Source organism: Niveibacterium microcysteis, assembly GCF_017161445.1.
Classification (GTDB): domain Bacteria; phylum Pseudomonadota; class Gammaproteobacteria; order Burkholderiales; family Rhodocyclaceae; genus Niveibacterium; species Niveibacterium microcysteis.
Map to the genome: position 1 here is coordinate 78588 of NZ_CP071060.1, position 21621 is coordinate 100208.

Annotated in this window: 22 protein-coding genes; 13 read left to right on the plus strand and 9 right to left on the minus strand. The window is 66.6% G+C overall.

Going from position 1 to position 21621, the window contains the following annotated elements:
• Window positions 1-6 precede the first annotated feature (6 nt).
• A complete protein-coding gene (locus JY500_RS00325; protein WP_172202000.1) occupies window positions 7-930 on the minus strand; it encodes a hydrogen peroxide-inducible genes activator in 924 nt (307 codons plus the stop codon).
• Window positions 931-1098: 168 nt separating this feature from the next.
• Between JY500_RS00325 and JY500_RS00330 the strand changes: the two genes are divergently transcribed.
• From JY500_RS00330 to JY500_RS00340, 3 genes are all read left to right on the plus strand, one after another.
• A complete protein-coding gene (locus JY500_RS00330) occupies window positions 1099-2589 on the plus strand; it encodes a DegQ family serine endoprotease (RefSeq protein WP_172201998.1) in 1491 nt (496 codons plus the stop codon).
• Between the two features lie 136 nt (window positions 2590-2725).
• Entirely contained in the window at window positions 2726-3589 is an 864-nt protein-coding gene (locus JY500_RS00335; RefSeq protein ID WP_172201996.1) for an N-acetylmuramoyl-L-alanine amidase, read from the plus strand.
• 62 nt (window positions 3590-3651) lie between these two features.
• Window positions 3652-4392, plus strand: a complete 741-nt coding sequence (locus JY500_RS00340; protein WP_206254670.1) for a hypothetical protein — start codon at window positions 3652-3654, stop codon at window positions 4390-4392.
• 31 nt (window positions 4393-4423) lie between these two features.
• On the opposite strand, the gene JY500_RS00345 is transcribed toward JY500_RS00340, so the two are convergent.
• Window positions 4424-6544, minus strand: coding sequence for an acetyl-CoA hydrolase/transferase C-terminal domain-containing protein (locus JY500_RS00345; protein ID WP_206254671.1), 2121 nt, complete (start codon window positions 6542-6544; stop codon window positions 4424-4426).
• Between the two features lie 149 nt (window positions 6545-6693).
• Window positions 6694-9174 (minus strand): mechanosensitive ion channel domain-containing protein, encoded by a 2481-nt coding sequence (locus JY500_RS00350; protein ID WP_206254672.1) that lies wholly within the window; start codon window positions 9172-9174, stop codon window positions 6694-6696.
• Window positions 9175-9297: 123 nt separating this feature from the next.
• On the opposite strand from JY500_RS00350, the gene JY500_RS00355 reads away from it, so the two are divergent.
• Together JY500_RS00355 and JY500_RS00360 are read left to right on the plus strand one after the other, a co-directional pair.
• A complete protein-coding gene (locus JY500_RS00355; RefSeq protein WP_206254673.1) occupies window positions 9298-10293 on the plus strand; it encodes an Lnb N-terminal periplasmic domain-containing protein in 996 nt (331 codons plus the stop codon).
• An 86-nt stretch (window positions 10294-10379) separates the two neighbouring features.
• Entirely contained in the window at window positions 10380-10817 is a 438-nt protein-coding gene (locus tag JY500_RS00360; protein ID WP_172201990.1) for a MaoC family dehydratase, read from the plus strand.
• 105 nt (window positions 10818-10922) lie between these two features.
• Here the strand turns inward: JY500_RS00360 and JY500_RS00365 are convergent, their stop codons facing one another.
• Together JY500_RS00365 and JY500_RS00370 are read right to left on the minus strand one after the other, a co-directional pair.
• Complete coding sequence (locus JY500_RS00365; protein WP_172201989.1) at window positions 10923-12503, minus strand: GGDEF domain-containing protein; 1581 nt, start codon at window positions 12501-12503, stop codon at window positions 10923-10925.
• Between the two features lie 84 nt (window positions 12504-12587).
• On the minus strand, window positions 12588-13130 hold the full coding sequence (locus JY500_RS00370; RefSeq protein ID WP_206254674.1) for a cytochrome b: 543 nt from the start codon (window positions 13128-13130) through the stop codon (window positions 12588-12590).
• Window positions 13131-13318: 188 nt separating this feature from the next.
• Between JY500_RS00370 and JY500_RS00375 the strand changes: the two genes are divergently transcribed.
• Both JY500_RS00375 and JY500_RS00380 read left to right on the plus strand, forming a co-directional pair.
• Window positions 13319-13906, plus strand: a complete 588-nt coding sequence (locus JY500_RS00375) for an acyl carrier protein phosphodiesterase (protein WP_206254675.1) — start codon at window positions 13319-13321, stop codon at window positions 13904-13906.
• A 90-nt stretch (window positions 13907-13996) separates the two neighbouring features.
• Window positions 13997-14434, plus strand: coding sequence for a pullulanase-associated domain-containing protein (locus tag JY500_RS00380; protein WP_206254676.1), 438 nt, complete (start codon window positions 13997-13999; stop codon window positions 14432-14434).
• 48 nt (window positions 14435-14482) lie between these two features.
• Here the strand turns inward: JY500_RS00380 and JY500_RS00385 are convergent, their stop codons facing one another.
• The gene (locus tag JY500_RS00385) at window positions 14483-15718 is read right to left on the minus strand and encodes a DUF1615 domain-containing protein (protein ID WP_206254677.1); all 1236 of its coding nucleotides are present in this window, start codon (window positions 15716-15718) and stop codon (window positions 14483-14485) included.
• A gap of 84 nt (window positions 15719-15802) precedes the next feature.
• Between JY500_RS00385 and JY500_RS00390 the strand changes: the two genes are divergently transcribed.
• Window positions 15803-16021 (plus strand): RNA-binding S4 domain-containing protein, encoded by a 219-nt coding sequence (locus JY500_RS00390; protein WP_172201984.1) that lies wholly within the window; start codon window positions 15803-15805, stop codon window positions 16019-16021.
• The gene (locus tag JY500_RS00395; protein WP_216661859.1) at window positions 16018-16335 is read left to right on the plus strand and encodes a DUF3301 domain-containing protein; all 318 of its coding nucleotides are present in this window, start codon (window positions 16018-16020) and stop codon (window positions 16333-16335) included. Before JY500_RS00390 ends, JY500_RS00395 begins: the two co-directional genes overlap by 4 nt.
• Before the next feature lie 14 nt (window positions 16336-16349).
• Here JY500_RS00395 and JY500_RS00400 read toward each other — a convergent pair whose 3' ends face one another.
• Window positions 16350-16739 carry a hypothetical protein gene (locus JY500_RS00400; RefSeq protein ID WP_206254678.1) on the minus strand — a complete coding sequence of 130 codons (390 nt, stop codon included), beginning with the start codon at window positions 16737-16739 and terminating at the stop codon, window positions 16350-16352.
• A 328-nt stretch (window positions 16740-17067) separates the two neighbouring features.
• Between JY500_RS00400 and JY500_RS00405 the strand changes: the two genes are divergently transcribed.
• From JY500_RS00405 to JY500_RS00415, 3 genes are read left to right on the plus strand one after another with little or no spacing between them, the layout of a single operon-like run.
• The gene (locus JY500_RS00405) at window positions 17068-18006 is read left to right on the plus strand and encodes an isoaspartyl peptidase/L-asparaginase family protein (protein ID WP_206254679.1); all 939 of its coding nucleotides are present in this window, start codon (window positions 17068-17070) and stop codon (window positions 18004-18006) included.
• Between the two features lie 8 nt (window positions 18007-18014).
• The gene (locus JY500_RS00410) at window positions 18015-18410 is read left to right on the plus strand and encodes a VanZ family protein (protein WP_206254680.1); all 396 of its coding nucleotides are present in this window, start codon (window positions 18015-18017) and stop codon (window positions 18408-18410) included.
• Window positions 18407-19345: a DMT family transporter gene (locus JY500_RS00415; protein ID WP_172201976.1), complete on the plus strand. Its 939-nt coding sequence runs from the start codon at window positions 18407-18409 to the stop codon at window positions 19343-19345. The genes JY500_RS00410 and JY500_RS00415 overlap by 4 nt, the downstream gene beginning before the upstream one ends.
• A 6-nt stretch (window positions 19346-19351) precedes the next feature.
• Here JY500_RS00415 and JY500_RS00420 read toward each other — a convergent pair whose 3' ends face one another.
• Entirely contained in the window at window positions 19352-20101 is a 750-nt protein-coding gene (locus tag JY500_RS00420) for a GGDEF domain-containing protein (protein WP_206254681.1), read from the minus strand.
• Between the two features lie 128 nt (window positions 20102-20229).
• On the opposite strand from JY500_RS00420, the gene JY500_RS00425 reads away from it, so the two are divergent.
• Window positions 20230-20619: an S-adenosylmethionine decarboxylase family protein gene (locus tag JY500_RS00425; RefSeq protein ID WP_206254682.1), complete on the plus strand. Its 390-nt coding sequence runs from the start codon at window positions 20230-20232 to the stop codon at window positions 20617-20619.
• On the opposite strand, the gene JY500_RS00430 is transcribed toward JY500_RS00425, so the two are convergent.
• Complete coding sequence (locus JY500_RS00430; protein WP_206254683.1) at window positions 20616-21605, minus strand: helix-turn-helix domain-containing protein; 990 nt, start codon at window positions 21603-21605, stop codon at window positions 20616-20618. The genes JY500_RS00425 and JY500_RS00430 overlap by 4 nt on opposite strands.
• Window positions 21606-21621: the final 16 nt, after the last annotated feature.

Sequence of the window (21621 nt, forward strand, 5' to 3'; positions counted from 1 at the left end):
CCTTGCTCAGCGCAGCGGCTTGGTGCCCGGCAGCGCGGTGTCGAGCATCGCGCGCCGCAGCACGTCGATGATGCCGTTGCGCGGATAGGTCACACGCCACGCGATCGCCACCGTGCGATGCGGTTGCGGGTCGACGAAGGGGCGCACTTCGACCAGGCCGTGCGCGGTGTTCAGGCCGTCGGCGGCGGCGCTTGGCAGCACCGTCACGCCGACGCCGGTCGCGACCATGTGGCGGATCGTTTCGAGCGAGCTGCCTTCCAGCGTCTTCTGCAAGCCGCTGCCGCCGTTCGGGTTGGCGCAGCGCGGGCAGGCTTCGAGCACCTGGTCGCGGAAGCAGTTGCCCGCACCCAGCAGCAGCAGCGGTTCTTCCATCAGCTTGCTGGCCGGCACCTCGGGCAGCGCGGCCCACGGGTGGCCCGGCGGCATCACGACGCGGAAGGGTTCGTCATACACCGCCTGCGCGACGATGCCGCTTTCCACGAAGGGCAGCGCGATCACGATCACGTCCAGCTCGCCGCGTTTGAGCGCCTCGGTGAGCTTGGCGGTGTAGTTTTCCTGGATGATCAGCGGCACGCGCGGCGCGCGCTCGCGCATCAGCGGAATCAGCCGCGGCAGCAGGTAGGGTGCGATCGTGTAGATCACGCCCAGGCGCAGCGGCCCGGACAGCGGGTCCTTGCCGGCTTCGGCGATCTCGCGCACCTGCTGCGCTTCCATCAGCACGCGTTCGGCCTGCGCCACGATCTGCGCGCCGATTTCGGTCAGCTTGACGTCGGCCGCGCTGCGTTCGAACAGCATCACGCCGAGCTGGTCTTCAAGCTTCTTCACCGCCACCGACAGCGTGGGCTGGCTGACGTGGCATTTTTCCGCCGCGCGGCCAAAATGGCGTTCGCGTGCGAGGGACACGATGTAGCGCAGATCGGTGAGCGTCACGAAGCGATTCCGGTGCCGGGAGGGAGCCTGCGATTGTATCCCTGACGCCGTACCGGCTTGAAAATTGCAACAGGCATCCCCAGTTTGTAATGCCATGTAAGCGGCCGGATTGCGGTCGCCGGTGTCGCATCGATAATCCCACTTCCATTCCAATACGGAGATGCAAAGATGAAGATGACGCTACCCCGTTCGCTCGCGCTCGCCAGTGTGGCTGCGGTGGCGTTTGCCGGATGCCTGCAGGAAGGGCCCGGTGTATCGACCTCGCATGCCAGCGCGCTGGCCTCGGCCCCGGTTGCCGCGGCGAGCAGCACGGCCACCGCCACGGCGCGTGCCGGCCTGCCCGACTTCTCGGCCCTCGTCGAACAGGTGGGGCCAGCGGTGGTGAACATCGCCGTCTCCAGCGTGCGCGCTTCCGGCGGTGAGACCGCCGGCGAGAATCCGTTTGCCGATGACCCGTTCTACGACTTCCTGCGCCGCTTCGGTGTGCCGGTGCCCGGCCAGGGTGGCCAGCAGGGCGGTCAGCCGCGCGTGCAGCAAGGCGTCGGCTCCGGCTTCATCGTGAGCCCGGACGGCCATGTGCTGACCAACGCCCACGTCGTGGATGGCGCAACCGAAGTGACCGTGCGCCTGACCGACAAGCGCGAGTTCAAGGCCAAGGTGGTCGGCGTCGACAAGCGCACCGACGTGGCGCTGCTGAAGATCGACGCGAAGAACCTGCCGACCGTGAAGATCGGTGACGCCGAGCATGCCAAGGTCGGCGAATGGGTGATCGCGGTCGGTTCGCCGTTCGGCTTCGACAACACGGTGACCGCCGGCATCATCTCGGCCAAGGCGCGCCGCCTGCCGGACGAAACCTATGTGCCCTTCATCCAGACTGACGTCGCGATCAACCCCGGTAACTCCGGCGGCCCGTTGTTCAACCTGAACGGCGAGGTGATCGGCATCAATTCGCAGATCTACTCGCGCTCGGGCGGCTTCATGGGCATCTCGTTCGCGATCCCGATCGACACCGCGATGAAGGTGCGCGACCAGTTGCAGAAGTACGGCAAGGTGCAGCGCGGTCGTCTCGGCGTGCTGATCCAGGGCATGGACGACGACCTGGCGCAGACCTTCGGCCTCGACAAAGCCAAGGGCGCGCTGGTTTCGCAGGTCGAGCCCGATGGCCCCGCTGCGAAGGCGGGCCTGGAATCGGGCGACGTGATCCTCGCGGTGAATGGTCAGGAAGTGAAGGAATCGACCGACCTGCCGCGCGTGATCGGCGACCTGAAGCCGGGCGACAAGGTGAAGCTGCAGGTGTGGCGTAACAAGGCCAGCCGCGAATTCACCGCGACGCTGGCCGAGATGCCGGGCGAAGGCAGCAAGCCGACGGCTGGCAAGGGTGGCGAGAAGCCCAGTGGCAAGGTTGGCCTCGCACTGCGTCAGCTCGAATCGCGCGAAGCCGGCAAGCTCGGCGTGCCGGGCGGGCTGCTGGTCGAGGACGTGGCTGGCCCCGCGGCACAGGCGGGCGTGCGCCCCGGTGACGTGATCATCGCGGTGAACAACCAGCGCGTTACGACGATGCAGGAGATGACGGCGCGGCTGGATGCCGCGGGTGATCGCTTTGCGCTGCTGGTGCTGCGCGGCAATCAGCGTCTGTTCATACCGGTGCGTTTGAAGTAAGTCGCGCCGACTGCGAACCAGAGGGCGATGCGGGTGACCGCATCGCCCTTTTTCATGGGCGGTTTGACTCTTCACGGCGCACCGTCTACGCCTAGGACTGAGGCGCGGCAATCGCTGCGCGCGGACGGGGCGAATCATGGACATCCGAAACCACTGGCTCACCGGCGACCAGGTGCGCAAGCAGGAAACACCGAACCGCGGTGGTGCGCTGACCGCGCGCTTTCTCATCATGCATTTCACCGGCGGCGCCTCGGCACAGAGTTCGGCCGACTGGCTGTGCAACCCTGCCGCGAAGGCTTCCGCCCACCTCGTGCTGGCGCGCGACGGCAGCATCATCCAGCTTGCCCCCTTCAATGTCGTCACCTGGCATGCCGGCGTGAGCCAGTGGAACGGTGTGATTGGCCTCAACCAGCATTCGATCGGCATCGAGATGGATAACGCTGGCGGCCTGCGGCAGGTGGGCGACAGTTTCCAGACCAGTTTTGGCAAACCGGTGCCGAAGGATCAGGTGGTAATCGCCGCACACAAGTACGGCGGGCCGGTGATGCCCTGGCAGGCCTACACCGCGGTGCAGATCGAGCGCGCCTTCGAGTTGGCGGAACTGCTGGTGGCGCGCTACGGTCTGGAAGACATCCTGGGCCATGAGGACATTGCACGCGGCCGCAAGACCGACCCCGGCCCGGCCTTCCCGCTCGAAGCCCTGCGCGGACGCATGCACGGGCGTGCCGACGACAGCGCGCCGCACTACCGCGTGACCGCCAGCAGCCTCAACATCCGCGCCGGTGCCGGTGCCGAATTCCCCGCAGTGGCGCCCGCCCTGAAGAAGGGCACCGAGCTCGTGCTGCTGGAGGCGGGCGATCGCTGGAACCGTGTCGAGGTGGTCGGCAATACCGACATCGAGGGTTGGGTGAACAACCAGTTCATCGAACCGCTCAACGCCGGTGCGGCGCGTGCGATTGCCGTGAAGAAACCCGCCGCCAAGCGCAAGAAGGCTGGCTGACACCCTCGCATCGCGCTTGCGGGGCTGCCAGAATGGGCGCCCCGCCGTTGCCGATGCGTATCGTGTTCAGATCGATCCGTCCCGTTTTCTCCCGCTTGGCGCTGTTGCTCGGGCTTGTCGCCAACGTGGCATATGCCGAGGGCACGCAGCGGGGCCCGGACGCCTTTGCGGCCTTGTGCGAGACGCGACTGCAGCCGGTGGAGATCCGCGTCCTCACCGAACTCGAAACACCGCCACTGGATCTCGCACACAGCGCCGCCGAGCTTGCGGTGCTGCGCAAGCAACCCTTAAAGGCCGGCGAAGTGGTGGTTGGGCTGACCCAGGTGCGGCAGCGCTACGACATGCGCTGGAGCTACCAGGGACTGCGCGAACGCAACGGCGCGCGCAGCTGCATCCGCTCGCGCATTGAAGTGAAGTTGATCCTCAACCAGCAGGTGTACGTCGCCACCGAGTTCCCGCCCGGCACCTGCGGCCATGATGAAGTGCTGGCGCATGAACAGCGCCATGTCGCCGCCAACCTGGCCCAGCTCGAAAAGACGGCCCGCTTCGTCGAAGAAAGCCTGCGCGCCCAGGAGGGCGGCGCGCCGCCGTGGATGGGCGAGCCGGCCGCACTCCGCGAAGCGGTGCTGGAGCGTGCCCGCGTCAGCTGGATGGCGCAGCTCGAAGCGAACTTCCACCAAGTCGACCGCGAGCACGCGATCATCGACTCGGTGGAAGAATCACAGCGCTATCGGCAGCTGTGCAATGGCGAGATGGAGCGAACCTTGCGCGGGATCGTGAAGGAACCCGCCAAGGGCCGCTGATCCGGATGGCTGATGCGCGCGGCGGCCGGTCTTACAAATTCCCCGCCACCAAGGCCCGCATCAGTTTCTCCTTCAAATCCTTCGGCTGATCCAGCCCCATGCGTGCGAGCAGTTCCGGTTTTGGTGTCGCCGAGAGTCCGCGGATCAGGGAGCCGACCAGAGACAGCGGTGACTTCTGCTGGGCCTTAAGCTTCATCAGCGCCTTGGCGAGCGTGAGCTCGGTCGCATCGAGATCGGTACCGAAGGGGAAGTCCGGCAGCAGGCCGCGCTGGTGGAACTCGGCAAGGCGCTGCGATAGCACCTCGGGCAGGTTCTGCCGCTGCTCCGGCGGGATCTGATAGTCCTGCGCGATCTTGCCGTTGGCCTTGGCGCGGGCGAGCAGTTCGTCCTGGAAGCGCGAGTCGGTGATGGCCAGCAGGCGCTTGATCACATCGGCGTCGGACTGCCCGCGCACGTCGGCGATCCCGTATTCGGTGATGTACACATCGCGCAGGTGGCGCGGAATCGTGACGTGGCCGTAGTTCCAGACGATGTTCGAGGTCGGCTTGCCGTCCTTGCCGATGCGCCAGGAGCGCAACATCAGGATCGACAGTGCGCCGGGCAGGGTGTGGCCCATCGCGACGAAGTTGTACTGGCCGCCGACGCCGGACACGAGATTGCCGGTGTCGAGTCCGTCCGACACTGCTGCGCCGAGCAGCGTCACCATCATCGTGGTGTTGATGAAGCGGGCATCGCGCCGATGCGTGGCGGCGAGCTGCTCCTGCCCCATCACCTGGTTGATGAAGCTGATCCGCGTCATGTTGATCTTGGCCAGCAGCTCGCGCGGCATGGTACGCAGGCGGTCGTAGAAATGCGTCGGGCCGATGAAGAAGCCGCCGTGCATCAGGCGCCCGTGCGTGAGTCGCTCGCCCAGCATCCGGGCGGCGATCTCCTTGCGTACTGCGGGATCGGCCGGCGTGGCGGGGAGTCGCTCGGCGCCGCGCAGCAGGGCGCCGTCTTCGAGCCGCACATCGGCGTGCAGGATGCCGAAGTGGTGCAGAAAGTCGAAGTCGGCCCGCGACAGCGGCGAGCCGATCGCTCGGGCTTCGAGCAGGGCTTCGAGCATGGCTTCGTCCGGGATCAGCCCGACCTTGCCGGCATTCAGCAGCGTCTGCAGCGCGACGTTGTCGAACACTTCGCGGCGGATGATGCCGGCGTCGATCAGCTCCATGAAGCCATTCACGAACATCTCGCTGCAGCCGTAGAGGCCTTCCGTGAAGGCCTCCTGGTAGTTGTGGCCGGCATGCAGCGGGCCACCGAGGGCCTTGAGCATCGCCCGGTAGGTGCCGTTATCGCGGTCGCGCAGGATCAGCGCATGCGCGATGCCGTCGCCAAGCGAACCGATACCGATCTGCAGCGTGCCGCCGTCCTTCACGGTGCTGCTGGAATACAGCGCAATGCCGTAGTCCTGGTCGTCCACCTTCATGTTGGGCGGCGCAAAGATCGTGTGCGTGGAGGCCGGATCGTCGACCAGGATCGAGATGTCCTCTTCGGGCAGGAGCGCGTCGTTCGGCATGAAGGGCAATTCGCGATTCACGACGCCGATCAGGTGCATGTGCTGGACGCCGTCGCGATTGGCCTGTTCCAGCGCATCGATCGTCAGGTCGGTGTTGCACGACATCGAATAGCGCGGTCCGTCTGGCGTGTCCTCCACCGCAATCGCCTGCGCGAACACGTTCACGCCTTGCGCCAGCGCATCGCGCACCGCGTGGGTGTAGTTCGAATACACGTAGTTCGACTGTGCGTTGGCGTTGCCGAGATACTCACCGGTCTTCAGGAAGAACTCGCAGATCTCGACGTTAGGCGGCAACGCATTGCGTTTGACGTCGATCGAGTAGTCCATGTCCGGGTAGTTGCCGAACACGCGCTCGACGAAGGGCCCCAGAAAGCGCTGTTCCAGCGCGCTCTTGCCGCGCGGGCGATCCAGCGACAGGGCCGTGAAGATCTTCAGCTTGAGCGTCGGATCCGCCTTCGCCCGCCGGTAGAGCGCGTTGATCCAGGCATTGGGCTTGCCGATGCCGAGCGGCATCGCCATCACGATGTTCTTGCCGACACGGTCAATCAGCGCATCGATCGAGTCTTCGATGCGAGCGCAGCGCAGTGGCGCAGTCATGGTTTCTCCCCCGGTTGCCGGTCTGTGCCGGTCTTGATTCATGGTCTCGATGGACACGTCGCAAGGCGGATCACGCGCTGGCAACGAACTCATTCTGCGGTGCGCCCGACGCGCTTGTCACGGTGCGTGTTGGCCGGGCTTGAGGCCAGTCAAGTCGCCACCGGGCTGCCTGGCGCCGCGGTGTCGAGCATGCGAATTTCCAGTGGACGCGAGGTGTCGAGGTGGACGTCGCGCTGCGGGAAGGCGATCACGATTCCCGCTTCGGCGAAGGCCTTGTCGATCATGAAACGCACGTCGCTGGTGACGATCCGCCCTGCGGTGCCGGCATCCAGATCGAGCCAGAAATAGAGGCCGAAGTTCAGCGCGTCGGCGCCAAAGTCCTCGAACAGTACCTCGGGCTCCGGGTCTTTCAGGATCTTGCCGTGGCGCTGGGCCACCTCCAGCAGCAGTTCGGCCACGCGTCGTGCGGGTGCGCCGTAGGCCACGCCGATCTTCACCGCGAAGCGCACCTTGCCGGAGGTGTAGGTCCAGTTGGTGACTTCCTGCTCGATGAAGCTTGCGTTCGGCACCAGGGTCTCGATGCCGTCGATGTTGCGGATCGTGCTGGCGCGCACGCCGATGTCGGTTACGGTGCCGCGCTTGCCGGCAACTTCGACGGTGTCGCCCAGCTTGAACGGGCGTTCGACCAGCAGCATCAGCCCGCTCATCAGGTTCTTCAGCAGCGTCTGCATGCCGAAGCCGGCACCGATCGCGATCGCGCCGCCGAGAAAGGCGAACACGGTGAGCGGAATCCGCACGATCGCGAGGCTGATCACGAACAGCATCGCGAACACGCCGGAGAGCACCCAGTTGCTGGCGGTGTTGAGCGTCTGCAACGGAATGCCGAAGCGCGCATGGATGTGGTTGTTGAACAAGCGCGCCACGCGCCGCGCCAGCCAGAAGCCGGCGAACAGCGTTATCAGTGCAATGACCAGTTTGCCCACGGTGACGCCACGCTGCGTGGCAATCGTCTGACCGTCGACGATCGCGGTGTCGCTGACGGTCGTGAACTCGTAAGACCAGATGTCGCCGACGGTGTCGACAACCTCGTTGCGGATCGCGTCCAGCCTTGCCTTGGCGCTGCGGTCGGCGGCTTCGCGGTTGAATTCCTCGCTCCAGCGGGTGGCCATCAGGCGAAGCTGGCCAACCTCGGTCAGGCCGCGCAACTGCAGTTGCACCCGATCCTGCATGGCGTTGATGGTCTGCCGGATCAGCGCGGCTTCTTCCGGCGTTGCGTTCGCCTGTCGATCCTGCATTGCCGAAATCTGATCGAGGGTCAGTTGAAGCTCATGCCGCAGACTGCGCGACGGTTCCTTGATCCGCTCGGTCAGTTCGCGCACGCCATTGCGCAGCGCTTCGGTGGTGGCTTGCGTGGCGCCGGGCTGCTCGGCCGCATAGCGCAGATCCCAGAACACATGCTGGAAGTGCTGCGATTCGATGAGGCGGGTCAGGATGTCGATCTTGTCGCCTGCGGTCATCGCACGCACCTGCTCGAGTTCGAGCAGGCGCTGCGCTTGCGTCATGCTGTCGTTCAGGCGCGCGATCTTGGCTTCCAGCTCGGCGATGCTGACCGTATGGCTGTGTTTGTCCTTGCCGCCCGCCACGCCCGGCGTCTTCATCTGGTTGCGCGCGGCATCCAGCGCGGCCCGCAGCTTGACCAGCGTGTCCCGCTGTTCGTCGCGTTCCTGCTGGCGTTGGCGCAGGCTCTGTTCGAGTGCGTTTGCGTCTGCGCGCGCGTTCGCCAGCTCGCCCTCCAGTGCGGTGCGGCGTTCGGCCTGACGGGCCAACAGCACTTCGCGGTCCGCCGCGTTGAAGCGCACCTTGCTCTCAGTCTGCGCCACCCGCGCTTCGAGCTCGCGGAAGGCGCTGCTTGTCTGGGCGAGTTCGGTCGCCAGTACCCCTTCCTGTTGCCGCAGGGCTTGCAAGCGGGCGCCATGGCTATGGGCGCGCAGCTCGGAAAACTGCCATAGCCAGCGCAGGCGTGGCAGATCGCCGGCTACCCGGTTGCGTTCCAGCGCCTCGAAGCTCTGGCGGCGGCTGAGCTCCGCGGCGTCGTAGTCGCGCGTGACGATCTCGCGTTCCTTGGCCACCACGAGCTGCTGCGCTTCGATCGAATCGACCGCCAGCGCGACCGTCTGCAACTGCTGCCGCAGGCGATCAACCAGCACGATCGAGTACGGCGGCTTTCCGAGTTCGTCCGTCGGCGTCATGACGTCGGCGCCGGAGATGATTTCCGCACGGGTCTTGAGTGCTTCGGCGCGGCGGATCATGTCGAGTTGCAAGGCGTAGGCCGTCACCTGTTGCTGCAGCAGGTAGCGGCGCTCGCTGAGCAGCTCGGGCGGTATGCCGGGCGGCAGCGCTTCGTCGGCCGCCTGGCGGTTGTCCGCACGCGCCAGTGCATCCTGCGCAGCCTTCATACGGGCGGCGATGCTTGCGGCGTCCATCGCATCCGGATTGGCCGGGCTGTGCGCAGCCGGCGCCGATTGCGAAGCGCCCGCCGCGTCCATCACGCCAGCGATGCCGGCTATCGGTGCGGCGATCACTTCGGTGGTCAGCAGGGCGATGGCGGCGAGCAGGGCGCGTGTGTACATGCAGATCCTAGTAAAGGCGTTTGCGGCGCATTGTGGGCAAGCCGCCAGCGCTTGTCATGACTTAGTGCAGACAAGTGCCGGCCAAGCGGCTAACCTCACCGCGTTCACGTCCGGAGATTCTGCATGCGCCCGATCGCACGCTTCCTGCTCGGCCTGGTGGCCGTTCTCGTCAGCCTCTGGGCTGTCGCGGCCTTGTGGATTGACGGTCCCGCGTCGCGCCCGGTGGCGGCCGGTCTGTGTGGGCTTTACGCTGGCGCGGTGATCGCGCTGCTGGTTCGGGTCCGCCCGTTCCGCCGTGGTGCCCTGGCCGCGATCGTTGCGTTTGCGGTGGTGCTGATGTGGTGGCTGGCGATTCCGGCGAGCAACCAGCGCGACTGGCTGCCGGATGTGGCGAACCCTCCGACGGCGACGATCGACGGCAATATCCTGACCGTGCATAACGTGCGCAATTTCGCCTATCGCAGCAGCGACACCGACTTTGAGCCGCACTGGGAAACCCGCCGCTACGACCTGACGAAGCTGCGAGGGCTGGATCTGGCGATCAGCTTCTGGGGCCCGACGCAGTACGGCCACACGATCATGGTGTGGGAGTTTGACGACGCGCCGCCGCTTGCCGTATCGATCGAGACGCGCAAGGAGAAGGGCGAGGAATACTCCGCCTTGCTCGGCTTCTTCCGCCAGTTCGAGCTGTACTACGTGGTCGCCGACGAGCGCGATGTGCTCGGCGTGCGGACCAATCACCGCAACGAGCAGATCCGGCTCTACAAGCTCGGCACCTCGCCAGCGGCCGCGCGCGCGTTGCTCGAAGGCTACGTGGAGGAGTTCAACGAGCTCGCCAGCCACCCCGCCTGGTACAACGCGCTCACCGGCAATTGCACGACGATGATCTTCAAGAACGTGAAGCATGTGTTCGGCATCAGCAAGCTGACCGACTGGCGCATTCTCGCGAATGGCCACCTCGACGAGCTTGCGTACGAGGAGAAGGTCATCAACACCAGCATGCCGCTGGCCGAACTACGTCTGCGCAGCGATATCACCGCACGGGCCCGCGAGGTCGGTTCGTCGCCTGATTTCTCGCAGCGTATCCGCGCGGGCTTGCCCGAGCGGCCGGCGCCCTAGCAGGCCGGCCAGGTCTTGATCTGCAGCGATGTGCTGTCACGCATCGCTGCGCACAATCCGCTATTCCTTTCGAGCCGGAGTTCCGCATGAGTGTCACCCCTTCCGCCCCGCGCTACCTCGATGAGATCGCGGCGGGCGAGACTGCCAGCATCAGCAAGACCTTCACCGACGCCGACGTGCGCGCCTTCGCAGACGTCTCCACCGATACCAACCCGGTGCACCTCGACGCGGATTACGCCGCCTCAACGCAGTTCGGCGCCCGAATCGTGCACGGCATGCTGACGGCGAGCCTGATCTCCGCGCTGCTCGGCAATCACCTGCCTGGCCCAGGCACCGTGTATCTCGGCCAGTCGCTGCGCTTCCGCCGGCCGGTGAAGCTCGGCGATACCGTCACCGCGAGCGTCACGGTGAAATCGGTGGACCGCGAAAAGAACCGCATCGAGCTCGATTGCGTCTGCAGCGTGGGCGGCAAACCGGTGCTGCAAGGTGATGCGCTGGTGATGGCGCCAGTTCGGCCGGCCTGAGTCCCGCCTGGCGTTGCCATCGTGGCGGCCTGGGCCGCCGCGTCGGTGCAGCGGGATCGGATTGGGCGCTGCAACGCTGGCGAACCGCCAGCGAGCGCCCGAAGGTCAGTCCGGGATGCTGCGTTCCGCCAGCGTGCAGCGGTTGCGCCCGGCGCGCTTGGAGGCGTAGAGCGCATCGTCGGCCGCGACCATCAGCTCCATCATCGTCGGGTAGGCCGGGAAGTGTGCGATGCCGGCGCTGAAGCTTGCCGCGAACAGGCCCTGATCGGTCTGGTGGAAGATTCCGCTGAAGCCGCGCCGCAGGGCTTCGACACGTTCCAGTGCGTCTTCGGGCGTGCTGTCGAACAGCACCACGACGAACTCTTCACCGCCGTATCGGCCAACCACGTCCGAGCGCCGCATGCGCAAGCGCAGGTAGCGCGCGAGTGACTTGATCACCTTGTCGCCGGTGGTGTGTCCGTAGGTGTCATTCACCTGCTTGAAGTGGTCGATGTCGAGGATCGCGTAGCTCACCGGCACGCCCTGACGGTCAGCCAGCAGCAGCGTTTGCTGCAGCAGCGTCTTGGTCTTCACATGGTTGTAGAGACCGGTCAGGCTGTCTTCCACCATCAGGCGGCGCAGCCCGCGATAGCGTTCGGCCTTGCTCACCACCGCGTTCACCAGTTGCGCGGCCGAGATCGGCTTGGTCAGGAAGTCGTCGCCGCCCTGGCGCATTGCCTCTTGCTGGATCGATTCGCTGGTCTCGCTGGTCAGGAAGGCGATCGGGATCGACTCGAAGGCCTTGTTCTGGCGAATGATGCGCGCCACTTCAAGGCCGGTGCAGCCGTCCATGTGGAAGTCCAGCAGCAGCACATCCGGCGCGAAATCCATCAGCGTTTCGAGGATGCGCGAGGGTTCGCGCAGGCCGCGCACATGGATGTTCGGAAACTGGCCGAGGATGCGTTCAACGGTTGCAAGTACCGTGGGCGAGTCGTCCAGCGTGAGCACGCGGTAAGGCTCGTCCTTGTACTCGAAGGCCAGCGGATCGACCGCGTCGACCAGCGCAGACACCGACATCGGTGCAACGAAGAAGCCCTGCGCATCGTGCCGCACCGCCTGCAGCCGGATGTTGAAGCTGCCCTCGGGCGACAGCGCGAACCACTTCAGATTGCAGCGGTTCATCTCGGTGATGACCGCCGTGGTTTCCGCGTCGAGCTCGCCGCTGAGTTCCGCGATCACTGCCACCGCGCGGTTCATCGCGGCGTAGCGCACGCCGTGGCGATACTGGCTGAACACCTTGAAGCTGTAGCCGTAGTGTTCCATCTGCTGGGCCAGGTCGGTGTAGGCCTGGCCGTCGCGCGCCAGCATCACGACCAGCGGAAGGCTGTCATCGCCCGGCACACGCTCCGGCTGACGGGCGCGTTCGGCGAGCGCTGAACGCACGGCCGCGAAGACGCCGGGCAGCAGCTGATCGACCCGCGCCTTCTCGGCGTCCCCTGGCGTGCGCAGCGTCGCGAGGAAATCCACCAGCGGTGCCATCGCGGTTTCAACCGCCGCCAGCTCCCCCGCATGGGCCAGCTGCGCAAGCCGTTCGCAATGCGTCGCGAAGGCCTGCCAGCGGGCCATGTCATGGCTTGCCTGCCAGACCGGGCGCCAAGCCTGGACCAATGCATTCCATGCCGAATGCAGTTCGACGCGGTTGATCATCTCGGGGGGAGTTCGTGCGTAATGTGTAACAAACCGACTTTACGGCATTTGAGCACAAATCCTTTGGCCGAAATGCACGGCGTTTCAGCCTTTACCCGGCAACATGCGTGTCAGGGTGTCGTCGCGCTGCACGCGGTGATGCACCACTGCGGCCGCCACATGCGCCACGATCAAGGCGATCATCGCGTTGCCCAGCAGTTCGTGCAGCTCATGCAGATACTCGCGCAGGCCCGGGTCGGGCGCGATCAGCGCGGGCAGGCTCATGCCAAGCAACACCACGGCGTCGCCATGGGCCTGCTTCATCAGCACACCGCTGACCGGTAGTGCAATCAGTGCGGCGTAGAAGACGAAGTGCATCAGATGCGCGAGCCCGTCCTGCCACGGCGGCGGCGCCGGGGTGATGGGGGGCAGCGGCTGCGTGAAGCGCCAGACGATGCGCGGCACGGTCAGCAGCAAGATCAGCGCGCCGGCCTGCATGTGCAGCAGACCGAGCAAGGCGCGCGTGTCGCTGCCTTTCTCAAACCACCCCTTGGCCTCGATCAGCGCGATGGCGCCGATTACCAGAAGCGCGCTCCACCAGTGCAGCGCGCGCGCCACCGGCCCGAATTGCCGATCCGTATTCCCCAATCCCATCATCCACCTCCCCCGGTTTCCGGCCGCAAGGGCGACAGACGCCCGCAGCGCGTCCGGCCACGCTAGCGAGCTGCAACGGAGGGCGCATTGACCTGCAACAAGCCAAGTCTGCTCAGGCAGGGTTTGCGCGAAAGGCCGGCATGCGCGCACCCTCGCACCATGAGTGCGTTTCAGAGCTTGTCATGAACTACCTCGCCCACGCCTGGCTCGCCGGGGACGCGGCGGCCGACCGTGTTGGCGGGCTCGCCGGTGACTTCGTCAAGGGGCCGTTGCCTGGCGATCTGCCGCCGGATCTCGCCGCCGGGGTCGCGCTGCACCGCGCGATCGACGTGTGGGCGGAACAGCATCCGGCCTTCCGCGCGAGCCGCGCACGTGTCAGCGCGGAGCGGCGCCGCTACGCCGGCATCCTCGTCGATCTCTTCTATGACCATTTCCTCGCGCGCCACTGGTCGCGTTTCCATTCTTCGCCGCTGACGCTCTTCACCGCCCAGCTCTATGCCGAAGCCACGGACCGGGCCGCGGCGCTGCCTGCCAGCTTTGCCGTGGTGCTGCCGCGCATGCAGCGGCACGACTGGCTTGCCGCTTATGTCGAGACCGAGCATGTCGGCGCCGCGCTGGATGGCATGAGCCTGCGCCGCGCGCGGCAGCCGAATCCGCTTGCGGGGGCGATCGCCGAGCTGCACGCTGCCTACGACGATTTCGAGGCGGATTGCCTCGCCTTCCTGCCCGATGCATTGCAATTTGTTGTCAGCCGGCGTCGCGGCTCTTGATCGAAACCCGGAGAGGCAACTACGATCAAGATTCGGGACGCAATCCCCTGAGAAAATTTCCCAGATCGACCACACCGGACTCCGGACACCATGAAAAAGACAATGATTTCGCTGCTTGCCGTTGCGCTGCTTGGCACTTCGGCGGCTTTTGCTCAGGAACAGGATCCGGCCGATCTGCCGGAAAAGCCGACCGGCCTGCAGCCGTGGACGCTGCGCGTGCACTACGCGCGCGACAACAAGGACTACGAGGGCTGGGGCGTCTACGCATGGAAAGGCCCGCGCAACGGCGCGCCGAAGTGGCCGGGCAACTGGCGCTTCAACCGCAAGGATGGCTACGGCGTGTTCTACGACGTTGCACTCGGCGAGGGCGCGACGATGATGGAATTCCTCATCACCGACGGCAAGGGCAACAAGAACTGCCCGAACGACCAGAAGCTCGAACTCTCGTCGAACCTCGCTCACAAGGGCCAGGAAGTCTGGATCCGTCAGGGCGAATGCAAGCTCTACTCGGCACGCCCGAAAGGCTGAACCCCGGCCACTCGAGAAAAAGCCCGCTTAATGCGGGCTTTTTTAATTTCAGCGCTGCATGCAGGCCTGCCAGCGGCCGTCGACGCGTTTTGCAAACCATTCGGTGGTGAGCTTGCGCGTGATCTTCGGGCTCTGCAGTTGAATCTGCGGCAGTAACTCGCGCGCCACAGGCTTGCCCGCGACATGGTCCGCCTGCGCCATCACACGCAGCCACAAGGGGCTCTGTGCGAAAGCCGCCGACTTTTCGAGCAGCAGATCGCGCCGGATCTCGCTGGCGTTCAGGCCGAGCTTGCCCGCCAGATCGAGCAGCGCAAGCTCGGTGCTGCTCTGCTCGCGCAAGGCCTGGCCATCGCGATAGCGCAGCAAATCGCCATCCAGCGAGAGCTTCCGCCCCGAAAGGCGTGCCACCGCGGCCTGAAATGCCGCGTTACGCGACGCATAGCGGCCGGCGTTGAAATCGGCGAAGCGATACAGCGGCGACGGATAGCTCGCCGGATAGTCGAGCAGGTTGGCGATGCCGAAATAGACCCCGCCGCGCCGCGTGAACACCTCGTCGCGTACCGTGCCGCGACGCGGATACGGGTAACGATGCGTCTGCAGGTAGTCCTCGGCAAAACTCACCGACACCTGCATCGGCCCGCCGGTGCGAATCGGATTCTTGTTGCCGAGCGCCTTCGCGAAGTCCGGCAACTCGGCGACCATCTCGTTGAACAGGCTGTTCATTTCCCGCTCGGTGCGCAGCGCATCGATGCGTTTGCCGTAGCTGCGGCCATCCCTTGAGGGCTTCAGCAGGGCCATGTCGACAACGACTGGCGGCACCAGGTAGCCGGCGGCCTTGCGGTAGAGCTCCTCGCGCACGATGTGGCCGAGGCCCGGCACCGGCGGGTCTGCAACGAAGCTCGACTCCTGCTCGATCACTGCGATTGCGGCGCAGAACTGCGCCTGGGTCGGCGCAAGCTGTTGCGCGGCAAAGGCGCGGAAGATGTCCTCTGCCCAGCCGTTGCGGTCGGTAGCCTTGGGTGGAATCAGGCGCAGCACCTGCGCGACGCCCTCGCGCTCTGAGGGATAAGGCGGGCGTGGTGGCTGTTGTGGTGGAACCGGCACGACCGGCGGCAAAGGCCGACCTGCGTCCGCCGGCGGAATCACGATGCCCGGCGCTGCGCCTGGTTGCGGCGCCGGCGGGGTTTCGATCGACGGGCTCTCGGGCGGCAGACCCTGTGGCGCGGTCACGCAGGCGGCCAGCAGCAGGGCCGGAATCAGGGCTTGAAGGACGGGGCGAATCATCTTGGCGCGGCGCTGCATCGGGTGACGGATGATAAGGCAGCGGACGCGGTAAGCTAGGCGCTGGCCCCACTTCGCGCACTGATCATGTCCGAACACGTCTTCCCCCTCACCCGCGAGCATGTCGCGCTGTGCGATCTGCTCAAGCTGCTGGCCATTGCGCAGTCTGGCGGCCATGCCAAGACCATGATCGCCGACGGTGTCGTCACGGTCGACGGCGAGGTCGAAACACGCAAGAAACGCAAGCTCGTTGGCGGTGAAGTCGTCCGCGCAGCGGGCGCCACGATCCGTGTGAAGCGCCCATGATTGGCGGCTGGGAACTCACCGCGCTGCTGCTGCTCGCCGGCCTGGTCTGGCTCTGGCTCGATAGCCTGCGCGCGCGTGATGCAGGCATTGTCGCGGCGCGCCGGCAGTGCGAGCGCGAAGGCCTGCAGCTGCTCGACGAGACGGTGGCGATCGCCAAGTTGCGGCTGGCCCGCAACGACGATGGCCAGCTGCGCCTGCAGCGTACCTACCGCTTCGAGTATTCCGATACCGGCGACAACCGCCGCAATGGCGAGGTCACGCTGACCGGCGCCGAGGTGGTCAGCCTCTATACCGGGCCGCGCGTGCTGCACTAGGGCACGGCATGACGTCAGCGGCGGCGGCGCTGCCCCTGGCCGCCCTGCTGCATACCGCCGCCGGGGCCACGCATGTCGCTGTTGCGGCTGTTTTCCATCTCGATCCGGTCGGCAAGCAATGGCACCGTCGCCGGCAGCATTTCATCGGCGACGCTGCGCTGACGTTCGTCGAGCACCCGGTAGAGATCGCCCGCTGCGGCGCTGATCTGATCGAGTGCGGCGAGTCGGTTGCGCAAGGGGGCGATGCGGTCCTCCACGCGATGCAGTGCGTCACCCTGCGCCGATACGGCGCGCGGGCGCTGCATGTCAGACAACAGCGCCTGCAGGCGGTCGGTATAGGCGAGCCAAAGCGCCTCCTGACGGCGATCCAACCGCAGCGCATCGTGCAGCAGCTCCAGTTGCATCGTGAGCGAATCCTGCGGCTGCTCGATTGCGCCGCCGCGTTGCCCGCCGGGCCCGCCAGGGCCTCCACGCTGCGATCGCCCCTCACCCGATGGCGGCCCTCGACGACTTTCGTCCGGACCGCATTGCGTCGCGCACCCGGCGACGACTACCGCGACAAGAAGGCTGGAAACTGAGGCGCGCAACATGTTCAAGAGACCGCGTCGATGAAAGCGCAACACCTTAGTGGCTGCGCGGTTGCGATGTGCGCTTGCCGCGGGTGGAGGTGCAATCAGATGTAAGCGCCGCGCAGCGCCTACAATTGCAAACCCCCCACGTGTCGAGTCGACAATGCGTTTCTCACTTGCGATCCATGGTGGCGCCGGCACGATCCGGCGCTGTGACTTGAGCGCCGGCGACGAGGTCGCGCTGCGCGCCAGCCTTGCGGCCGCGCTCGAAGCCGGTCATGCGGTGTTGCGCCGCGGCGGCCCTGCGCTCGATGCGGTTGAGGCGGCCGTGGTGGCACTGGAGGACGACCCGCGTTTCAACGCGGGGCGCGGCGCGGTGTTCAACGAGGCCGGCTTCGTTGAGCTCGAAGCGGCCGTGATGGACGGCAGCACACGCGCGGCCGGATCGGTGACCGGCCTGCGACGCGTGCGGAACCCGGTGAAGCTGGCGCGCGAGGTGATGCGCCGCACGCCCCATGTCACCCTTGGCTTCGAAGCGGCCGAGCGATTCGCCGAGCGCTGTGGTCTGGCGCTCGATCTGCCGAACTACTTCTACACCGAGGCGCGCTGGCAGGCGCTTCAGCAGGAGCTGACACGCATCGCGGCGGGCGGGCGCGAGAGTGAGGCCTCCGAGCAGGTACGCCACGGCACCGTCGGTGCAGTCGCGTGCGACGCGGCGGGGTGCCTCGCTGCCGCCACCTCCACCGGCGGGCGTACGGCGAAGATGGCGGGCCGCATTGGCGACACCCCGGTGATCGGTGCCGGCACCTGGGCCGACGACACCGTCGCGGTGTCATGCACCGGGCACGGCGAATCCTTCGTGCGCGGCGCGGTCGCGCACGAGATCTCGGCGCGCATGCGCCTGGCCGGGCAATCGCTCGCGCAAGCGACCGAATCGGCCTTGCGTGAGACGCTGACCGAGCTTGGTGGTACCGGTGGTGTGATCGCGGTCGACCGTAACGGTCAAATTGCAATGCCATTCAACAGCGAGGGCATGTATCGCGCAGCGGTGAGCGAGGGCGGTGCCGCGCAGGTGGCGATCTATCGCGAGGACGCGGTATGAGCGGACCGATGAGCGCCCCGCATTTCGAGCGTGCGCGCCTGTGGTGGGGCATGGGCTGGGCGCTTGTCGCCCTGGTGATCTTCTTTTCGCTCGAACCCAAGCCGCCCGAAGTGCCGGGCGATCCGGGCAACTGGAGCGGCCACCTCATCGCATACGGCACGCTGGCAGGCTGGTTCACCCGCTTGTTGTACGCGCGGCGTTCGCGCTTCCTTGCCTTGGGCCTGCTTGTGTCGATGGGCGTGGTGCTCGAATTCCTGCAGGGCATGACGGGGTATCGCACCTACGATCCGCTCGACATGCTGGCAAACAGCTGCGGCGTGCTGCTGGGACTCGCGCTGGCGCCACCACGTCTTCCGAACGGCTTGCCCACGCTGGAACGCTGGCTGCGCCGAGTCACCGGATGAAGCAGGCACTTGGCACCGGCGTGCTGTGCGCGCTGGGTGCGGGCCTCTTGTGGGGGCTCGTATTTGTCGCGCCGCGGATGCTCCCCGACTATCCGCCGACCCTGCTTGCGTTCGGGCGCTATCTGGCTTTCGGGTTGATCGCGCTGCCGCTCGCCTGGCGCGACCGAGCCGCGCTGGCGCGCTTGCGTGCCGCCGACTGGCGCATGGCCTTCGAGCTGGCGCTGGCCGGCAACATCCTCTACTACCTGTGTCTTGCGAGCGCGATCCAGCTTGCCGATGCGCCCCTGCCTACGCTGATCATCGGCACCCTGCCGGTGGTGATTGCGCTGTTGAGCAATGCGCGCGACGCCACCTTGCCCTGGCGCAGCCTGTTGCCGGCGCTGGGTCTGATCGGGCTTGGCATCGGGCTCGTCAATCAGCAGGAACTCGCCCGCCTCGCGCCGGGCGCCGGGCGCCACTACGGCCTTGGCGTGCTGTTTGCGCTCGGCGCACTGCTGTGCTGGACCTGGTATCCGATCCGCAATGCTCGCTGGCTCAAGCAGCATGCCACGCTGGGTTCCAGCACCTGGGCCACGGCGCAGGGGCTCGCCACGCTGCCGCTCGCGCTGTTCGGCTTTGTCGCGACGCTTGCTGTGGCGCGACCAGCGGGCTACGCGCTGCCGTTCGGCCCGCAACCGCAGCGCTACTTGATGCTGATGCTGGCGATGGGCCTGTTTGCATCCTGGCTGGGCACTTTGCTTTGGAACCGCGCGAGTCGTCTGCTGCCTGCCGCGCTGAGCGGCCAGCTGATCGTGTTCGAAACGCTCGCGGCGTTTGCCTACGCTTTTCTGTGGCGTGCGGAGATGCCCGCATTGCCGGCGCTGGCCGGCATGGCGCTGATGCTCGCCGGGGTTGTAGCGGCAGTCTGGGCGGTGCAACGCCAGCGTGGCGTGTGAGCGGGTTTAGTGGCGGCGCTGCGCGAGTTCGGCGCGCCGCAGCACGCTGTCGAGCGCTTCGTCTTCTGGCTGCAATTGGGCACTGCCGCTACGCGCACTGGCGATGATCTCGCCCCCGGTCCACTGCACCGGGTCGCCCGCCAGTTCATGCGCCAGTCGGGTGGCGACAAGGTCTGCGGCGGCGCCGTCGGTCTCGGGCAGCAGCAGCGCGAAGCGCGCTCCTTCGAAGCGCGCAACGACATCGAGCGTGCGGGTACTGCCGAGTGCGATGCCCGCCATGCGCCGCAGCACGGCGTCGCTCGCGACATGGCCGTGCCGCGCGACGATGGCGGCAAAGTCTTCGATCTCCAGCATCACGATCGCGAGCGGGTGGTGGTAGCGGCGGGCGCGGTCGAACTCGCGTTGCGCCATCTGCAGGAAGAAGCGGCGGTTGTAGGTGTGGGTGGTCTCGTCGATCTGCGACAGCCGGGCGAGTTCCATCCGCATGGACTCGAGCGTGTGCAGCAGGCGCAGGAAGGGCGCCACGCAGAGCGGGATCACGATCAGTGGCGCAAGCGCGGCGATCAGCAAGGGGGCGACGCCTGGCAGGCGCCCAACCACCACATAGGCCGCGAGCGTGAGCGCCAGCGACAGCAGCACCGCGAACGCGGTGGCAAGCAGCAGGCCGCGGCGCGGGCCAAGGTGCATCAGTGTGTCGGCGACCTGCCCCAAGCCGCTTCCTTGGGCGGGCCGAGCTGTATCGTGCAGTACGTCCATGCGGACTCCTGGCTGGATCGGGGCGGCGAGCACCACGTTGACGGCGGAGCCCGCTGACCCTATCAGCATACTGCGATCTGGCGCGCTGCTGTGGCACCATCGCAGCCGGACCCCCACAAACTGCCGCGATGCACGGACTTCATCTCACCGCCGACCTGCTCGACTGCCGCTGCGATCAGACGCTGCTGACCGATACCGGCGCGCTCGCCGCGGTCTGCCGGGCTGAGACGCTGGCGGCGGGGCTGACCGTGGTGTCGGAGCTGTTCCACCGCTTCCCTGCGCCGGACACCGCGCCCGCCGGCATCACCGGCGTGCTGCTGCTGGCCGAATCTCACCTCGCCGTTCACACCTGGCCGGAGCTCCGCGGGGTGACGCTCGATGCCTACGTCTGCAATTACTCGGCGGATAACTCCGCGCGCGCCGAAGCCTTGATCGAAGCCCTGCTGGCGCATTTTCAGCCGCAGCGCCTGTGTCGCAACCGGCTGCAGCGGGGCGCACTGATGCAGCCGCCGAGCTAGGGGGGCGTGATTGCCGCTGCGCCCGGTGCGTTGCGCATCCTGAAGCGTTGCCGGTAGGCGGCGGGTGACAGCCCCACTTCGCGGCGGAACGCAGCGCGCAGCGATTCCGGCGAGCCATAGCCGCACGCGGTGGCGATGGCCTCCAGCTGCGCGTCGCCCGATTCGAGCATCGCGCGGGCCCTTCCGATACGCAGCTGGCTGAGCCAACTCATCGGCGTGAGGCCGGTGGCGTCCTGGAAGCGGCGCAGGAAGCTGCGCTCGCTCATCGTGGCACGCCGGGCGAGTGTCGCGACGCTCAGCGGCTCGGCGATATGCGCTTCCGCCCATGCGAGCACCGCGTCAAAGCGCTGGCTGCGCCGCTGCGGGTAAGCGGCCGGGATGAACTGGCGTTGGCCGCCGTCGCGATGCGGCGTGACGAGCATGCGCTGCGCGACCCGGTTGGCGATTGCGCTGCCGTAGTCCTGCGCGATCAGGTGCAGGCCCGCATCGATGCCGGCTGCGCTGCCGGCCGCGGTGAGGATGCGGCCCTCATCGACATACAACACATCCGGGTCGAGCCGAACCTGCGGGAACAGTGCGGCAAAACGCTCGCAGTGGCGCCAGTGCGTGGTCGCGCGGCGCCCGTTCAGCAGGCCGGCATGGCCCAGCAGGAATGCGCCGGAGCAGATCGACATGAAGCGCGCGCCGCGCGCATCGGCACGCTGCAGTGCGTCGCACAGTTCGGCTGGGGGCGGCGCGGCGTCGGTGGACCAACCGGGAATCACGATCAGGTCTGCACGGTCGATGGCGTCCATGTCGCCGTCACTGGTCAGCCGCAGTGAGCCAACGGCCTGCGCCGCAGCCTCGCCGGCGACGAGGGTCTCGAAGCGGTACCACGGCACGCCCAGCTCGGGTCGCGCGAGCCCGAACAGCTCCGCGGCGATTCCCAGTTCGAACAAGGCAACGCGCGGATGCAGCACTGCGAGAACCAGAGGCGTGGCGTTCATGTTGGCGGTAATGCAC

Excerpts from the sequence above, each read along its gene's own strand:
- JY500_RS00330 (WP_172201998.1), top strand. The coding sequence starts at position 1,099 with ATGAAGATGACGCTACCCCGTTCGCTCGCGCTCGCCAGTGTGGCTGCG.
- JY500_RS00335 (WP_172201996.1), top strand. The coding sequence starts at position 2,726 with ATGGACATCCGAAACCACTGGCTCACCGGCGACCAGGTGCGCAAGCAG.
- JY500_RS00345 (WP_206254671.1), bottom strand. The coding sequence starts at position 6,544 with ATGACTGCGCCACTGCGCTGCGCTCGCATCGAAGACTCGATCGATGCG.
- JY500_RS00350 (WP_206254672.1), bottom strand. The coding sequence starts at position 9,174 with ATGTACACACGCGCCCTGCTCGCCGCCATCGCCCTGCTGACCACCGAA.
- JY500_RS00355 (WP_206254673.1), top strand. The coding sequence starts at position 9,298 with ATGCGCCCGATCGCACGCTTCCTGCTCGGCCTGGTGGCCGTTCTCGTC.
- JY500_RS00360 (WP_172201990.1), top strand. The coding sequence starts at position 10,380 with ATGAGTGTCACCCCTTCCGCCCCGCGCTACCTCGATGAGATCGCGGCG.
- JY500_RS00365 (WP_172201989.1), bottom strand. The coding sequence starts at position 12,503 with ATGATCAACCGCGTCGAACTGCATTCGGCATGGAATGCATTGGTCCAG.
- JY500_RS00375 (WP_206254675.1), top strand. The coding sequence starts at position 13,319 with ATGAACTACCTCGCCCACGCCTGGCTCGCCGGGGACGCGGCGGCCGAC.
- JY500_RS00380 (WP_206254676.1), top strand. The coding sequence starts at position 13,997 with ATGAAAAAGACAATGATTTCGCTGCTTGCCGTTGCGCTGCTTGGCACT.
- JY500_RS00385 (WP_206254677.1), bottom strand. The coding sequence starts at position 15,718 with ATGATTCGCCCCGTCCTTCAAGCCCTGATTCCGGCCCTGCTGCTGGCC.
- JY500_RS00390 (WP_172201984.1), top strand. The coding sequence starts at position 15,803 with ATGTCCGAACACGTCTTCCCCCTCACCCGCGAGCATGTCGCGCTGTGC.
- JY500_RS00395 (WP_216661859.1), top strand. The coding sequence starts at position 16,018 with ATGATTGGCGGCTGGGAACTCACCGCGCTGCTGCTGCTCGCCGGCCTG.
- JY500_RS00400 (WP_206254678.1), bottom strand. The coding sequence starts at position 16,739 with ATGCAACTGGAGCTGCTGCACGATGCGCTGCGGTTGGATCGCCGTCAG.
- JY500_RS00405 (WP_206254679.1), top strand. The coding sequence starts at position 17,068 with ATGCGTTTCTCACTTGCGATCCATGGTGGCGCCGGCACGATCCGGCGC.
- JY500_RS00410 (WP_206254680.1), top strand. The coding sequence starts at position 18,015 with ATGAGCGCCCCGCATTTCGAGCGTGCGCGCCTGTGGTGGGGCATGGGC.
- JY500_RS00415 (WP_172201976.1), top strand. The coding sequence starts at position 18,407 with ATGAAGCAGGCACTTGGCACCGGCGTGCTGTGCGCGCTGGGTGCGGGC.
- JY500_RS00420 (WP_206254681.1), bottom strand. The coding sequence starts at position 20,101 with ATGGACGTACTGCACGATACAGCTCGGCCCGCCCAAGGAAGCGGCTTG.
- JY500_RS00425 (WP_206254682.1), top strand. The coding sequence starts at position 20,230 with ATGCACGGACTTCATCTCACCGCCGACCTGCTCGACTGCCGCTGCGAT.
- JY500_RS00430 (WP_206254683.1), bottom strand. The coding sequence starts at position 21,605 with ATGAACGCCACGCCTCTGGTTCTCGCAGTGCTGCATCCGCGCGTTGCC.